General features: G+C 41.6%; 13 protein-coding genes. 7 read left to right on the top strand and 6 right to left on the bottom strand.

The features are described from left to right. Positions 1–24 precede the first annotated feature (24 nt). Positions 25–768 (bottom strand): DUF481 domain-containing protein, encoded by a 744-nt coding sequence (locus SJ2017_RS18330; protein WP_080916845.1) that lies wholly within the window; start codon positions 766–768, stop codon positions 25–27. Between the two features lie 394 nt (positions 769–1,162). On the opposite strand from SJ2017_RS18330, the gene rpsF reads away from it, so the two are divergent. Genes rpsF through rplI form a run of 4 tightly spaced genes read left to right on the top strand, consistent with a single transcriptional unit; the run spans position 1,163 to position 2,599 of the window. Continuing rightward, complete coding sequence (gene rpsF / locus SJ2017_RS18325; RefSeq protein WP_055023456.1) at positions 1,163–1,567, top strand: 30S ribosomal protein S6; 405 nt, start codon at positions 1,163–1,165, stop codon at positions 1,565–1,567. Positions 1,568–1,574: 7 nt separating this feature from the next. Next, on the top strand, positions 1,575–1,877 hold the full coding sequence (priB, locus tag SJ2017_RS18320; protein ID WP_055023455.1) for a primosomal replication protein N: 303 nt from the start codon (positions 1,575–1,577) through the stop codon (positions 1,875–1,877). A 12-nt stretch (positions 1,878–1,889) separates the two neighbouring features. Next, the gene (gene rpsR, locus SJ2017_RS18315; protein ID WP_055023454.1) at positions 1,890–2,117 is read left to right on the top strand and encodes a 30S ribosomal protein S18; all 228 of its coding nucleotides are present in this window, start codon (positions 1,890–1,892) and stop codon (positions 2,115–2,117) included. A 29-nt stretch (positions 2,118–2,146) separates the two neighbouring features. After that, complete coding sequence (gene rplI, locus SJ2017_RS18310; protein ID WP_055023453.1) at positions 2,147–2,599, top strand: 50S ribosomal protein L9; 453 nt, start codon at positions 2,147–2,149, stop codon at positions 2,597–2,599. 121 nt (positions 2,600–2,720) lie between these two features. Here rplI and SJ2017_RS18305 read toward each other — a convergent pair whose 3' ends face one another. Then, on the bottom strand, positions 2,721–5,684 hold the full coding sequence (locus tag SJ2017_RS18305) for a TonB-dependent receptor (protein WP_167692942.1): 2,964 nt from the start codon (positions 5,682–5,684) through the stop codon (positions 2,721–2,723). A gap of 255 nt (positions 5,685–5,939) precedes the next feature. Next, a complete protein-coding gene (locus SJ2017_RS18300; RefSeq protein WP_055023451.1) occupies positions 5,940–8,138 on the bottom strand; it encodes a S46 family peptidase in 2,199 nt (732 codons plus the stop codon). Positions 8,139–8,269: 131 nt separating this feature from the next. Between SJ2017_RS18300 and dnaB the strand changes: the two genes are divergently transcribed. From dnaB to SJ2017_RS18285, 3 genes are all read left to right on the top strand, one after another. Further along, on the top strand, positions 8,270–9,679 hold the full coding sequence (dnaB, locus tag SJ2017_RS18295; RefSeq protein WP_080916841.1) for a replicative DNA helicase: 1,410 nt from the start codon (positions 8,270–8,272) through the stop codon (positions 9,677–9,679). 135 nt (positions 9,680–9,814) lie between these two features. Next, a complete protein-coding gene (alr, locus tag SJ2017_RS18290; RefSeq protein WP_055023449.1) occupies positions 9,815–10,894 on the top strand; it encodes an alanine racemase in 1,080 nt (359 codons plus the stop codon). An 83-nt stretch (positions 10,895–10,977) separates the two neighbouring features. Further along, positions 10,978–12,357 carry a BamA/TamA family outer membrane protein gene (locus SJ2017_RS18285; RefSeq protein WP_080916840.1) on the top strand — a complete coding sequence of 460 codons (1,380 nt, stop codon included), beginning with the start codon at positions 10,978–10,980 and terminating at the stop codon, positions 12,355–12,357. Between the two features lie 188 nt (positions 12,358–12,545). Here the strand turns inward: SJ2017_RS18285 and SJ2017_RS18280 are convergent, their stop codons facing one another. The 3 genes from SJ2017_RS18280 to SJ2017_RS18270 form a co-directional block, all read right to left on the bottom strand. Continuing rightward, the gene (locus SJ2017_RS18280) at positions 12,546–13,124 is read right to left on the bottom strand and encodes a PepSY-associated TM helix domain-containing protein (protein WP_225442106.1); all 579 of its coding nucleotides are present in this window, start codon (positions 13,122–13,124) and stop codon (positions 12,546–12,548) included. Next, positions 13,117–13,584 (bottom strand): DUF4920 domain-containing protein, encoded by a 468-nt coding sequence (locus tag SJ2017_RS18275; protein WP_055023447.1) that lies wholly within the window; start codon positions 13,582–13,584, stop codon positions 13,117–13,119. The genes SJ2017_RS18280 and SJ2017_RS18275 overlap by 8 nt, the downstream gene beginning before the upstream one ends. A gap of 81 nt (positions 13,585–13,665) precedes the next feature. Further along, positions 13,666–16,494 (bottom strand): M16 family metallopeptidase, encoded by a 2,829-nt coding sequence (locus tag SJ2017_RS18270; RefSeq protein WP_080916838.1) that lies wholly within the window; start codon positions 16,492–16,494, stop codon positions 13,666–13,668. Positions 16,495–16,500: the final 6 nt, after the last annotated feature.

Below are 16,500 nucleotides of genomic sequence, written 5' to 3'. Positions count from 1 at the left end.
ATGCGATAAAAATCGTAAATGGATTTACTGGAAAGTATAGAGAAGATTGAACGTGGTAATCGTATCGGTTTTGACACTGTCTTCTAGAACCACTGCAGTGTATCTGACGTTCACACCAATTTTGAATGCCCAATCCTGCAAGAAAGTATTTTTGTAGCTCAAGTCTAGCGTCAGGGTATTGTTATCTTCACCGACTTCAGAGGTTAAGTCTGCATTTAAGCTGGTGTACTCTTGCAGCTTCACTGAATACTTGGCTGCGGTACGTAAAATAATATCTTGGTTAGCATCAGGGTTTAAGTCTGAATCTGTGGCTTTAGGTAAATCATAACGAAAACCTGGACCCACCTCTAAACTGAGCTTTGTTTGATAGTTGGAGATAATATCAAAACCGTAACCAGATGAAATGGTCATTAGTTTGGTATAACTACCAAAATCGTCCCAGGTGAATTCACCTCGTCCAAAAATATAACCACTGTCTAATTTATAACTTGATTGGGCATAAACGTCGTACTTTTCAGCTGTCGTCGACTCATCATCAGCTGCGTAATAGACTTTGAAAGTAAACTCTTGCCTAGCTTTTTCTGTGTCGTAATTTAAGTAAGTACGGCCATTAAAATTCTGCGATTTATTGTTACCGGTATTTAATTGCATTCCAGCTTCAATTTCAGCATTAAAGTCGCTTGGTGGCTCTTTGTAATCTGGCGGTACTAATGCCCAGACTGGCGTTGAGGCGAGCAGGGTGGAAGTTAACATGACGACTTTTTTCATTACGCTTTTCTATGAATTATGATTGTGAACGCCTGAAATACGGATGAAGCGACATAATACCTGTAATCGAGTTAGCTGCAAAGCGCTCAGACATGCCAATTTCCCTTAAGGTTTTATAATATGGGGCAGTGCTTAGTTATCAATCTGATTGCAAAGTAAAAAAACGAGGTGTTTACAAGGAAGGGAAGATAACTATTGAGCATTGATAGCAGCAGGGTTTCCCCTAAACGAAGTGAATCACAAATCTAGCTTGAACCACTAGAAATATTACTTGAGTTTGCTGTTGTGTTTCTGTACTATGTCGCGCTCAAATCAGTCATTTAATTTCGTTCCTTGCCTCCAACTTGGTCTGACTGAGCCACACGTGAGGCTAATTAACCGTAAGGAGCAATAAATGCGTCATTATGAAATCGTATTTATGGTTCACCCAGATCAAAGTGAACAAGTCCCAGGTATGATCGAGCGTTACAGCAGTGTAATCACTGATGCTAACGGTACTATCAGCCGTCTAGAAGATTGGGGTCGTCGTCAATTGGCTTACCCAATTCAAGACCTACATAAAGCTCACTATGTTCTTATGAACGTAGAAGCAACTGCAGAGTCTATCGAAGAGTTAGAAACAGCTTTCCGTTTCAATGACGCTGTTCTGCGTAACATGGTAATGCGCACTAAAACTGCTGTTACTGAAGCTTCTCCAATGGCTAAAGCAAAAGATGAGCGTGATTCACGTCGTGCTCCTACTGCTGCACCAGCTGCTGAAAAAGAAGTAGAAGCAAGCGCTGAAGAATCTGCTGAATAATTAGTCTGTGATTAATCACTTAGTATTGGCCGGAACGATAACTCGTTCTAAGCGTTTTGAAAGTCCAAGCGGGATACCTCATAAGGTCATCACGTTAGAGCACAAAACACAGCGGTATGAAGACCAAATGTTACGTAACGTTTATTGTCTCATCCAAGTCATATTAAGTGGCCAACGCTTTAATAGCGTTACAGAAGAATTAAAAGCAGGCGTGCAGGTCCAAGTTGAAGGGTTTATCTCTATGCAGCAAGGACGAAATGGCCAAAATAAATTGGTTATGCATGCCGAAAATGTCGAATTGAAAACTTAGGAGACTGTCAACATGGCACGTTATTTCCGTCGTCGCAAGTTCTGTCGTTTCACCTCTGAAGGTGTTGCAGAAATTGATTACAAAGATATCGTTACTTTAAAAAACTACGTAACAGAAAGCGGTAAGATTGTTCCTAGCCGTATCACTGGTACTAGTGCTAAATATCAACGCCAACTAGCTCGCGCGATTAAGCGTGCTCGTTATCTTTCTCTACTGCCATACACTGATTTACATCAGTAATCGCAGTATTAAATCAGAGGAATTAGATAATGAACGTTATTCTGCTTGATAAAATCGCTAACCTTGGAAACCTAGGTGACCAAGTTTCAGTTAAAGCTGGTTACGCACGTAACTTCCTTTTGCCACAAGGCAAAGCTGTGATCGCAAACGACGAAAACGTTAAAGTTTTCGAAGCACGTCGCGCTGAATTAGAAGCTAAATTAGCTGCTGAATTAGGTGTTTGTGCTGCGCGCGCTGAAAAGCTTGCTGCATTAGAAGCTGTTGTTATCGCTTCTAAAGCTGGTGACGAAGGTAAACTATTCGGTTCAGTTGGTACTCGTGACATCGCTGATGCAGTAACTGCTGCTGGTGTTGAGCTTGCTAAAGCTGAAGTACGTCTACCTTTAGGTGCTTTACGCACTTTAGGTGACTTCGAAGTTGAAGTTCAACTTCACACTGAAGTTAAAGCTGTTGTTAAAGTTTCTGTTGTTTCAGAAGACTAATAACAATTTGCTTTAAAGAAAACACCGCCAATTGGCGGTGTTTTTTTATGTCAAAAAAGGCATAAAAAAGCACGAGGGGGAGTTCCTCGTGCAGTTTAATAAGAAAGTGTATTTTTAAAGGTTAGAACTTCACACTTGCACTGAACTCAACATAACGTGGTGTTTGATAACCAGTAATTGTGCCAAAATCAGTATCTATGGTACCTGGACTATTTAGCTCATAGGTTTCCACTTGACGAGTTGTTGCCGACGAGTCGAATACGTTATAAATATTCGCTTTTAGCAAAACGTCTAACTCAGACACTTGAATCATATATGACGCCGATAAGTCTAAACGGTAAACCCAGTCGGTACGACCATCGCTTCCTCTAGGATTAAAGTCATACGAAGTACCATCAGAGTTTAACGTGTAGTAAGTATCACCATATGTTGGTTGTCCGTTTGGATGCCCAACACCAAACTTATTCAATGGACGACCAGACTCAACAGTAAAGTTTGCGCCCACGGTAAAGTCGTCGGTAATGGCATATGCACCATATATTTTAAACATATGACGACGGTCATTTGGCAAGTAACCATCAGCCCCATCCATTAGCTCAGGAAAGTCGAAGTCTTGTGTTAAACCCGCATCATCCTGCGCATTATCTGATTTAACTAAGCCTTCAGTATTGCCATAACTTTGTGACCAAGTATAAGTCGCACTCATACTCCAATCGTCAGTCCACGCACGATTTAAGGTCAAGTCGACAGCGTTGTAAGTTCTTTCTGCCTCAGGATAGCCTAGCTCGGAACCAGGTATTGTGACCGTTTTGTCTAGGGTGTGCTCAGCATCACAATCAGAATCAACTGCAACAGTCATATCTTCGCCAGGGTTGCCTAATACATATCCGCCCCCACCTGGGTGTGAACAACCGTATTTAGCTTCTGTCCAATGACTGATAGTCATATCATCGATAGCACCATTTAGCTTACGTTGCGTCCCTTTTATGCCCCATGACCAGTCTTCGTTTAGCATGGCTTGATAGCCAATAATAATTTCATCTTGATACATAGGGTCTAGATCTTGATCAACAATACCCGCTGTATCAGGAACGGTGCCGTCAGCTAAGTATTCGTCATCACCGATTTGTGCTCCTAAATTCGGAGTAGGGACTTGAATACCATTTATTTCTTGGTCAGTGGTGCCTTCTAGCACGTAATATTTACGAACATCATATTCGTTACCCGCTAAACGAACGTTAGTATTACTGGCTACGGGTAAGAAGTAGCGACCGACGTTAGCAAATAATTTTGATTCACCATCACCGTTGATATCCCAAGAAGCGCCTAAGCGTGGCGCAAACATGTCATCAATTTTCACAAAACTCTCACCTTCAGAGTTTTTATTGTTGAATGAATCCCAGCGAAGACCGAGTGAGAGGGTAATATCATCGGTAACTGTCCAAGTATCTTCAATATATAGTGCTGATGAATTTACTTCGAAGTCACCACCGACAGTTCGCTCCCTTGAACGAGCATATTCGGTTACGCCATCAGGTACTATGCCGCCGTTTGGAAGTTCTGTTCCTGGTGCCGTGTCGTAATAGAACCAATACACTCCATCTGGTCCTGAGTAGTATTGATTACTGTTTGAGGTATTGATTTCTTGATCGTAACCGAAGTTAATGACGTGATTGTCCGAAACAAACCATTCAAAATCTGCACGGAACTCTTCACGCTTGTCACTGCCTTCTTCTTGGAAATAGTCGGCGGCAGAAGCACAGCCACGTGATACTTTAGGGGCAGATGCCCTGCGGTCATAAATAAGGTTACAGTCTTCGGCGATGTTGCTTGAAGATGTTAGGTTATATTCATTGACACCATAAAGTAATCTCGCACTAAACGAGTCGGTTAATTGCCCTGTATAAGCAAATACATAGTTATCACCACCAGATTTGTCGATGCTAACAGACGTCTGATCGCCGACTTTTTTGTTTTCGTAGTCATATAAATGGTTACTTGATTCATCGTCAGACTCATCCGAGAAACCTGTAAATTCAAGCGTGTGGTTTTCGGCAATATTCCAATCAAGTTTTAGCCCCCAGAATGGGTTATCTGATTTAACTGAAGAAAAGGTTGTTCCTCTGTCTGCTACGTATTCTTCTTTCTCTGAACGAGGTTGGTACATCGCATAGAAAAACAGCTTATCTTGAATAATTGGGCCGGATGCATATACATTACCTTCAACATTGTCATAGTAGTCTTCAGCATTATAGTTGTAGATGTCACCGTTCATGTCGTAGCTGTTCGGAGAGTCAGATCTAAGTGCATCAGGGCGGTATCGAATATTGCCGCCAAACTCCCAGTTATTTGAACCGCGCTTTGTTACTGCGTTAACAACACCACCGGTTGAGCGACCGAACTCTGCTCCATAACCACCAGTCTTGACTTCAAATTGCTCGTAAAAATCAAACGGTACATTTGAGAAGCCGAGTCCATTACGGAAGTTTGTGACATTTAAACCATTAATAAAAAATGCGTTTTCAGCTACAGATGCGCCACCGAAAGAGGCAAAGTTACCAAATCGGCCGTCACCCCGTGTTGTACCAGGTGCAAGAAGCGCGACACTGGTAATATCTTTAGGTAATGGTAGGCGTTCAATTTCAACTTGTCCGATAACCATAGTCGCTTCGGACGACGTTGTATCTATTGATGCGATACGGCTTGAGCCTGTTACTTTTAGGCGCTCCATTCCTTCAGGATCAAGGGAAGCTTCAACATTGGAGTTACTACCGATTGCTACATTGACATTCTCAATCACTTCATCTGCATACCCATCAGCAGAAATTGTGATCGTGTATGCACCAATTGGGAGGCGTGGGATCCGATATTTACCATTTGAATCAGACTGGATGGTTCTTGTTAAGCCTGTATCTTGGTTTTTAATTATGATACTAGCGCCAGATACCGCTTGACTGGTTTCTGATGTAACAGAACCTTGAATAGAACCATCGGTATTACTTGCTGCTAGAACTGGCGTACTGATTGTAAATAAGGTGGAAATAGACATTGCGATAAGCGAGCGCTTAAATGTCTTGTTTTTCATTGTCATCCTGACTTTTCCTTATAATGATTAAATTACTTTTAATCCTTGGTTAAAAAGCCACCGAATAGGTGGTCTTTTATTTTTTATATTAAATGTTACAAAAAGTAAACAAATTGTTATAAGTGTGTTCTGGGGTTAGCTTGTATAAATAAATTAATGGTTTATCTTCAAAAGCGTTTTTTTGTAGCGCCAGCTTGGGTTTGAGGCATAAAAAATGGCGCAGTAAATGCACCATTTTTTAATTTGTTGATTTTATTAATTTCTTACTAGTTCTAGCTCATTTATTAAGTTTTGCGCATTATCCACTTTATCCATCATCCAGAGGATGTAGCGGAAATCAACATGCACAGCACGGGTAATGGTTGGATTGAAGAACCAATCTTTGGTGATTGCTTCGTAGGTTGAATCAAAGTTAAGACCAACCAGTTCGCCTTTACCGTTAAATACCGGTGAGCCTGAATTACCGCCAGTAGTATCAACACTTGATAAGAAGTTAACAGGCACTGAGTTAAATTCTTCCGGCTTATCTAAACAAGAGAACAAGCTGCATATCCAAGAGCGAGGGTCTTGATAAACTGAAGCCACAGTGTGTTTACCGTAATCATTTGTTGCAATGGCATCCAATAATTTTTTCGGTGCATTAAATGGCTCTTCACCCGTATGCTTACCTACAATCCCTTCAAGGCGTGTGAATGGTTGTTTGTAAAGTGCATCACGAGATTGATAACCATCGACCATACCGTAGGTGATACGCAATGTTCTGTTCGCATCTGGGTATACTGGCCAGTCATTTGCCTTGTAATAAGCAATCACAGCTTTCATATACTCAGGACGAGCGGTAGACAGTTTTCCTTTTAATGTCTTTTCGGCTTTTTCCTGCGCCATATTGGTGTCATGAAGGGCGACGGCTAAGCGGATAAATGGGTCGGCACTGGTTTCAAATGCTTCGGCATCCTTTTCCATCCACGCTAAGCGCTTTTCTTTATCGGTGAGACCAGTTAAAGCGTAATAACCATCAAGTTTATCTGATAACTCCTGTGCATCAGAGATTTGGTTTAATGCATTATCCAAAATTTCGACGCGTTGGTTTTGCCCCATATATGCATTTAAATCTTGGAGCCAAAGTGTTTTATCAACCGACACATCAAAGCTGCGCTCAAGACGCTTTAAGTTCGCAGCAAACATTTTCATGTCACGTTCTTGGAAACCTTGTTCACGTTCGGCATCAGGAAGCTGCTTTTCTTTAGCGAGTCGGTATAACTTCTTAGCGGCAGACAATAACGCACTAGATTGTGCATTATTAAAATAATAATCAGTTTGAACTTGCGTTTGCTGCTCGGCTAATAAAGATTCTAATTCAGTGATGAGATTTTGATTAGCTTGAGTATCCTTTTTTAGCCAAGCTAAAAAGTCATCTTCACGAGTTTGTTTAATACCAACAATATCGGTTGCTTTAAAGCCATCAAGTAAACCGTTAAGCTTTTTCATTCGGTTTGCCATTGATGCTAAATTGCCCGCATATTTGATGGCGATAGCGTTATCTGTCGCAGCCATGCTGTTAATGGTATCAATCTGTAACTGATAACGTTTTGCATAGGTTGGGTACATCCAATCACTAGCAAATTCAAGCTCACTTGTTAGGCGATAACGACTTGTTGCACCAGGGTAACCTGCTGCAAACACACCATCACCTGCTTTTACGCCGTCAGCATTAATCTTAAGGTAGCTTTTTGGCTCAAAAGGAACATTGTCTTCTGAATATACGGCTGGTTTTCCATCTTTACCGACGTAAGCACGCAAAAAGGTAAAATCGCCAGAATGGCGTGGGTATTCGTAGTTATCAATATCGCCACCAAACGCCCCAACACTTTCTGGTGGTGCATACACAAGGCGCACATCGCGGATGATAAGTTGTTTAATCAAATAGTATTCTAAACCATTGTGGAAACTACTTACCGAACAGCGATAGTTTTCATCGGTTTCACACTCTTTAATTAATGCTTTACGGTTTGACTGAATATCTTGATAGCGAGTTAATGGATCTGCACTTAAATTGGCATTTACGCTTTTAGTTACATCCGTAACGGCTTCGGTAATGTATAATCGCTCGTTGGGGCCAGCTGAAGGTTCTTCTGCTTTAGTGTTAGCAAGAAAACCTTCTTCAAGGTAGTTGTGCTCAGTTTTACTGTTATATTGTATTGCTCTATAAGCACAATGATGATTGGTAACAACTAGCCCTTGGGGAGAGACGAAACTGGCGGTACAATAGCCTAGACCGACGACAGCATTCATTGGATATTGTGTTAAGTCTGCAAGCTGTTTTGCAGGAATTTCGATGCCGCGTTGTGCTAATTTATCTGCAATAGAAGGCATTTGATAGGGTTGCCATTGGCCTTCATCGGCTTGAGCTAACCCAGAAGACAGCACAAGGGCTGCAACGAGTGCAATACGCATGTTCTTTCCTTATATTATTATTGTTTATCCGCATCAGCGGTTGATGTCTCATGTATTGATATATGCGACATGTTTGCATGACCTCGGTGTTATACCATATTTTACAAACAGGTTGGGAATTGGGAGTTTTAATGTCACAAAAAGGTGTTTTTAAGGCAAAAGAAAGGTTAAAAGACGCTCAAGTCGATGCGCTTAAATTGCCGCCGCATTCCATTGAAGCTGAGCAATCAGTTTTAGGTGGCTTAATGCTGGATGCCGATGCTTGGGATCGTGTTGCTGAAGTGATTGTGGCTGAAGATTTTTACTCCCGCTCTCACCGCATGATTTATGCGGCAATGAGCCGTTTGGTTGAAACCGGCCAACCGATCGATTTAATTACTGTATCTGAGCGATTAGAAGTTGAAGATCAACTTGAAGATGCTGGTGGTTTTGCTTACTTAGGTGAAATTGCCAAAAACACGCCAAGTGCAGGTAATATTTTATCTTACGCTGATATCGTTCGTGAACGTGCTGTTGTCAGGGACATGATTGGCGTTGCACACGAAATTGCTGATGCAGGCTATAACCCCGAAGGCCGCAATTCAAGTGACTTATTGGATTTAGCAGAAACCAAAGTATTTAAAATTGCTGAGTCTCGCGCTAATGCTAATGAAGGCCCTGAAGGAATTAAATCAATACTTGAGAAAACCGTTGATAAAATTGAGCAGTTATATAACAACCCTCAAAACGGTGTGACAGGAGTTTCGAGTGGCTTTAGTGACCTAGATAAAATGACAGCGGGTTTTCAATCTGGTGATTTGGTGATTGTCGCTGCGCGTCCATCGATGGGTAAAACGACCTTTGCGATGAACTTGTGTGAACAAGCGGCGATGAACGAAGATAAACCTGTACTGATTTTCAGCTTAGAAATGCCGTCAGAACAAATCATGATGCGTATGTTGGCGTCATTAGGTCGAGTCGATCAAACGAAAATCCGTACCGGACAATTGGATGATGAAGATTGGGCACGTGTATCATCGACCATGGGCATAATGCTTGAGCAAGGTAAAATGTATATCGATGATGGCTCTGGTCTTACTCCTACAGAGGTTCGCAGTCGTGCACGCCGAATTGCTCGTGAGTATGGTGGTTTATCTATGATCATGATCGATTACTTGCAGTTAATGCAGGTGCCGTCATTAAAAGATAACCGTACCTTAGAGATTGCCGAAATTTCCCGGTCGCTGAAATCGTTAGCCAAAGAATTAGAGATCCCAGTGATTGCATTATCGCAGCTTAACCGCTCGTTGGAGCAACGTGCCGATAAGCGACCTGTTAACTCAGATTTACGTGAATCAGGATCGATTGAGCAAGATGCGGATTTGATCATGTTTATTTATCGTGATGAAGTGTATAACGATGATTCTGAACAAAAAGGTGTCGCAGAAATTATTATCGGTAAACAGCGTAACGGCCCAATTGGTCGTGTGCCTTTGACCTTCCAAGGCCAGTTTTCACGCTTTGATAATTATTCTGGCACTCAGATATTTGATGAAGATTAAAGCTGCCTAAGTCAGCTTAATGACCGCCAAATAACCCGTGATATTCAAGCCTCTGTTATAATTAACAGAGGCTAATTTTTTGAATGCTGTTAGGTAATGAGTAACATATAACTACAGCAAAATAAGGCTAAGTATTTGAAACCTTTTCCACGCGCAGAAATCAGTCGTCAAGCGCTACAGAATAACCTCACTCGGCTGCGAGAAATTGCGCCGAATAGTAAGGTCATGGCTGTTGTTAAAGCCAATGGTTATGGACATGGTTTATTAAATGTCGCCCAATGTGTTGATAATGCTGATGGGTTTGGCTTAGCAAGGCTGGAAGAGGCGCTACAACTTCGCGCTGGCGGCGTGAGTGCGAAATTATTACTGTTAGAGGGGTGTTTTCGCCAATCAGATCTTCCTTTGCTGGTAGAGCATCAAATTGATACGGTTGTGCATCACGAGTCTCAGTTAGAAATGTTAGAACAGTCGTCCTTATCTAAGCCGATTACTGTGTGGATGAAAGTGGACACAGGTATGCACCGTTTAGGCTTTGATTTAGAGCAATTTAACGAGATATATCAACGTCTGCTTACTTGTCCTAATGTGGCTAAGCCAATTCACTTAATGACACATTTTGCCTGCGCTGATGAACCCGATAATGCATTAACACAACGTCAAATTGATGCGTTTGAGCAGCTGATTAAAGGCTTACCTGGTGATGTAACTTTGGCGAATTCTGCTGCTACATTGTTCTGGCCGCACAGCCAGTGCGACTGGATTAGACCTGGCATTGCATTATATGGTGTTTCACCTGTTTTCGGTGACAAAGGCACCCATCATGGACTTACACCTGCCATGGAATTAGTGTCTAACCTGATTGCTGTCAGGGAACATAAAGCCGGAGAAAGTGTTGGTTATGGCGCCCATTGGACCGCTGATAATGATACTCGGCTTGGCGTTGTTGCCATTGGTTATGGTGATGGATATCCACGCAATGCTCCAGAAGGCACCCCTGTTTGGTTAAATGGTCGTAGAGTACCGATCGTTGGTCGTGTATCTATGGATATGCTGACAGTGGATTTAGGTAAAGATGCTACAGATAAGGTTGGCGATCTTGTTCAGTTATGGGGCAAGGCGCTTGCCGTTGAAGAAGTTGCGGAGCACATAGGCACCATTGCTTATGAGCTTGTGACTAAACTGACTCCCAGGGTTGTAGTAGATTTACAGCAATAACATTTGTCAGTAATTTTCGTTGTGAAACTAGATGTTGCAGGTTAATTAAGTCAATAGTTAGCCTGTATTAGAAGGAAAATTAGGTGCAGTTGTATAAATCTGTAGTATTGATTTATTGCCTTTTATTAAGCGTAAATAGTGTGGCTCAAGCAAGCTCTGTGATCTCACAGAGTAGCGATATTGAAACGCCCAATATACAAACATTGGCGTCAGAAGGGGCCACTGTATCGGTAGAGTTGCCTCATGATGAAGCGGCTAGAGATACTGAAGACGCTAATCAAACGGCTCAAAAACAGTCTGAACCACAATCAAATCATCAATATGATCCTGAGTTTGTCGCTGTTCCTATTGTTTTTTCAACAGAAACCCTTAGCACCACATTTGGCGCTGCAGGATTAGTAAAGCATGCTGGCCAAGCGCAAGCAGTCGCTTTAGGCATTGGCCTATACTCTGCAAATGACAGCTGGTTAACTTATGCTGGATTTTATAATTATCAATTACCTAAACTTGATCAATGGCTGTTTAGTGCTGAGGTATTTCGTGGTCACTATGAACAAGGAATTTACTACTTACCACAAGCACCACAAGCACCACAAGCACCACAGGCTAATGATAGTGAGCGAATAGTCAGTGTTGGTGATGAAGGTTTTTCAAAACTACATATTAAATATGTCCTGCCTATTGCTGGTGGCAAAAATGGCGCAGCAGCCTCGTTAGCGAGAAAGAAAAATGCAGTGAGCTGGAATCCATTAGAATCTGGTGTCACAAGCATTAGTTTAACTCCCTTTAACAAATATCGTGAGTTAGAGGCCTTGGATTACTTACCTGATGAAGCCAGAGGCTTTGAGTTGTCGCTTAACTGGGATAACCGTGATTCAGCTAATAATAGTAGCCAAGGTGGTGAGAGTAATTTAACCATTACCCGTGGTAGCGATATAAATGATGACCCAAATTGGTTGATGTGGGAATTTGAGCAAAGTGCATTTTTGTCACTTGGGAGCAATGCTTGGTTTGAAGATCAAGTATTAGCTACCAATGTTTATATTGCCGATACGCCAACTTGGAATGATATTGACAATAGTACACAAGAATTTAAGCGTCCGCCGAGTTTTGCTGGCGTCTCCTTGGGTGGTTTTGATCGACTTAGAGGGTACGACTCAAAGCAATTTACTGGCCGTAGTGCAGTTAATTATGCTTTAGAATATCGCATCACTCCTCGCTGGCAGCCCCTGCAGAATCTACCTGTGTTTAATCTGTATAACGTACCTTGGTGGCAATGGGCGTTATTGTTAGAAGCGGGTAATGTCAGTGATGAGTTCAGCTTCGATTCTCTCCATGAAGAGATGAAAACGGCTTATGGTGCGAGTATTCGATTTGAAGTTGAAAGTATCGTTATTCGTACCGACTTTGTCACAGGTGGCGATGAAAGCCAGTTTTGGGTCATGGTTAATCAGCCCTTTTAATTCAACTACTAATTTTATTACTAATACGATCTTGCTTTAGCTTATGTCATTAACGCTTTGATTAGTTATGATTTAAGTTATAGATATTGCGGGAAAGGTATACGATTTACACTCAATTAGTTTCTAATTTAAATGCTTATTGAGTTCTTTATTTAAGGACTCAATAAGCATTGTTTATAATACCTGTGTCAGGATAAAAATAAGAAAAAGGCGGGAATGAACACGCCTAAACTCATCAATAAAATGGATTTTGGCTTGGCTGGACCGTGCTTCCCTTTGACCATAAACAAGGCTGACAGCGCCAAAAATATCAACATGCCAGCAAACAAGTCAGAGAAATACACCCATGCATTGCGTGTTTCATTCAAGTGCAACTTGTTCAATGCCTGAAGGATCACTCTAGGCTCAATATCTTGATAGCTCACCTGATGATGTCGCCTATCCCAAAACAGTGTATCGCCATCATCGAGAAAAACTTCAAACTGATTCTTATTCTGCCAAAAGCTGGACTTTACCGTTTGTGTTAATCCAAAACTGTTCTGCATTCGCTGAATAATTTGTTGATCATCAAGTGCTAACCAGTCACTGTCATCAACCTGCTTAGTCTGCTTCTCTACAGCATAATTAGGGTTCCAATCGGCAATATGATTAACCGCAATCCCTGATACAGCAAAGATGATTGAAAAACCAATGCAAAAATACCCTATATCACGATGTAAGTTTCGATTAAGACGATACCAATTAATACCTTTAAACCATTTAATCAAGGATACTGACTCCTGTCGGTACCAGTTGATACATAGTCATTGGCTCGGTCACTGATGCAGGATCGAATGCTTCGCCAGCTTCTTTAGCGTAATGCGCTTTAATCTCACGAGTTTGCTCAAGATCGTATCGAAGCGCCTGTAGTTTTCCAGTCGCTAACGCTTTTTTACCACGAGCAGTTAATGGAAATACCATTTCGCCGTCTTTCACTTTTATTCGCAATGTTTGAAATCGCTTGTCAGAGGCAATGGTCATCCAACAACCACGGTGCTCACATACTCCGACAATGGTTCCTTCAATAGTAACCGTGTTTTCAAGGTAATCCTCTGGCGAGTCCATCAAGGTCGATACTGGTACTAGGTAGTCTCTATTCACACCTTCACCAAAGTCTGTTGCCGCCTGCGCAGTGCCGACTAAGGTGCTGAAGAAAATTGCTGCGGCAATCATTTTTTTTGCTTTCATGTTTTGCCCTACTGTTATGTCTTGGTCGTTTATTAAAATCAATAACTCGGCCACTGTTATATTGAGTGGCCGACGTATCATCTATAATTTTTTTCCTCCGGGCATATCGATGAAGGTTAATCGATGTGGTAATGGGAAGATTTGTTTTGCTAGTACTTCTAAGCCTTCAAGGGTTACCTGGTCGTGTAATTGTCCAGACCGCTTGATATAGCTAGCATTTTTATAACGTTTGTCAGATAAAATAAGTCTTCTCAGCCAAGTGTTAGCATTGTTATTACGGCTTTTTTCTGCAAAATAGATATCTTCCACAATACGTTGTAAATCTTGTTCAGCAATAGCGGAAGACAGGTTGTTAAGCACTTCATTCGTCGCAGTAAGTAATTCATCAGCACGCTCTGGTGCGCAAGTGTAATGCACTTCAGTTTCCACTCTGTTCTGCTGAGGATCTAAGCGCATTTCAAATTTGATAGAATAAATGCCGCCGAGTTCTTGCCTGAGTTTCTTCTTAAGCATTTTTTTCGCAATAGGTGTCAGCGTTGATACTAAGAATGCATTTTCGGGGGTCCACTGCATCGGTAAATACCCGTACTGACTAATCTCGGCTTTTTGCTGGTCATGGCTTTGAATATACTCAACACGGTTAGCTGGAAGTTGCATGCTGCTGCTGTTATCCAAACTCGCTTTGCGGCTAATATTCGCCAATGAGTGACTCATTTGCTGTTCTAAATCAGTTTGCGATAATTCCCCAATGATATAGAAGGTGACTGGTTGCGATAAGATAGTTTTGGCGTGCTCTTCAATTTTTGCTTGGTTTAAGGCATCAACGTCAACTTGGTTAATGTCATCAAACGTTGATTCACCGAAACGTTGTTGATTGACAAATTGCGATTTTGGTTGAATTCGGTTTGCCTGTTCAACAACGTCATTTTTAACTGACTCCCAGGCACCTTTATCAATACCTGTACTCATTCGTAAATGATATAACTGCATTAAGGTTGCTAATTGATCGGGTGCTATAACAGCAGCTAAATCCAGCTCATTGGCTTTAAATTCCCATTGCCAATGTGGATTATCCACTTGCCATTGTTGCCACTCAGTTTCACTCCATTGCGCTAAACCACTCTGTTGCCACAACTGTATACTGGTTTGAGCAAGCCACGCTGGTATCGCGTTGTTTTGAAAACCTACTTGAGTTAACGCTTTGATATACAGTTTATTATCAGAGGTAGGTTTGTTAAGCCACAACAGTTGGTCACCATTGCTTAGCTGGTATTTTCTTAAGGTTAATGTTTGCTGTTGATATTGCCACTGCTCAGATTCAAGTGGAGACCAACTACCAGGTTTTGAGGTCACTTTTGGCAGATTAGGTGTCGTTACTTCTGAGACCGAGGCTGTATTGATGGCTTGGGCTGCTTTGGGTTTGACATCGGCTAGCAACACACTTTTTTCAAGAGTATTGATATTTGCTTGGATATCAGCCTGCAATTGACGAACTTCTGCAGTTGTTGGTAGTGTGATTTGTTGATCGCCACCAGCTTGGAAGTATAAAAAGTTGTCTTCAGTATCAAGCATTTCACGCATGCGTGCGTTAAGCTCTTCAAAGGTCATCTTATTCAGCCATTGATGAGTGCGCTCGCTACGTGCAACTGGCGACTCTAACAAGCTGCCTTGTACAAACGCTTCAGTAATTTTATCTTCCCAAGCGGCAAAATCACGATGCTTTGCGGCTTTAATATTGCGGCTATTAATCTCTTTTGCTTTGTCTCGTATTTGGATAAATTCTTGCTTATCTAAACCATCTCGGTATAGCCGAGCCAATTCAGTTGCTACAACTTTGAGGCCTAATTCATGATTATGAGTGCGAGAGGCAATAGCAACAATCAGACGGTTATTTGTTGGCTCTTTGACAGTAAGGCTAAGGCTTTCAATATCATCAGAATCAACTAATGATTTATTTCGTCGTATTTGATTTCTCATCATTTTACGTAAGAAGTAATTTTGTAAATACGTGTACTGACCTTGCTCTGTTGTACGGTCAGGCATTGGCATACGCAATCCATAAACCACCATGGAAGTGCTACCTTTAGGATGCTGCACTTTATCTATATATAGCTTAGGCGATAAAGGCAAAGCCACATAGTCGCGTTTAGGCTGTGGTTTTGATGGTAAAAGGCCAAACGAATGCTGAATAGCGTGCTCAGTTTTTGCGACATCGAGATAACCAGAGATGACTAATTTCATATTACTCGCGACATAAAATGTGTTGTAGAAATCTCTTAGCTCACTGATATCGGCTTGTTTAATTGATTCATAAGTACCAATAGTAGGGCGATCAACATAACGGGAGTTATTTCTTACAACCGCTTTTTTTAGCTGGTTAACTTCATCAGCTAGCCCATTTCCCTGACGCCACTCTTCAACAATTACTCCTCGTTCTCGCTGCCAATCAGCTGCATCTAAGGTGGCGTGGCCTGCAAGTTGTGACATTAATGCAAGTGATCCTTGCATATCTAATGCATCATTTGGCCGAGTTCGAATCATGTATTGAGTTTCAGTTTGACGAGTCATTGCGTTAACTTGCAAACCTGTTTTCCACCCCAGTTTTTCGAGATAGTTGTGGATCCCTTCTGGGTGGTTCTGAGTTTTATGAAAGACCATATGCTCAAGCATATGCGCAACACCTGCGCGTTGTTTTTCGTCTACGGAGCCTGCGTTAACAATCAAGCGTATATTAAAAGGATCAGTTTTTTTATCACTGTTGTAGATAACGTACTGGAGTCCATTGTCTAACTTGCCCGTAGTCAAAGCGGGATCCCATTGGTATTGGGCTGAACAAGTAACGCTTATGAAGACAACAATACAAGCGATAAGACGAGCACAGCTCGTCAGCATTTTTCTGTATTCATTCATTGAGTG

Origin of the sequence: Shewanella japonica (assembly GCF_002075795.1) — a bacterium.
Classification (GTDB): domain Bacteria; phylum Pseudomonadota; class Gammaproteobacteria; order Enterobacterales; family Shewanellaceae; genus Shewanella; species Shewanella japonica.
This window is presented reverse-complemented; position numbering and strand designations above follow the sequence as displayed.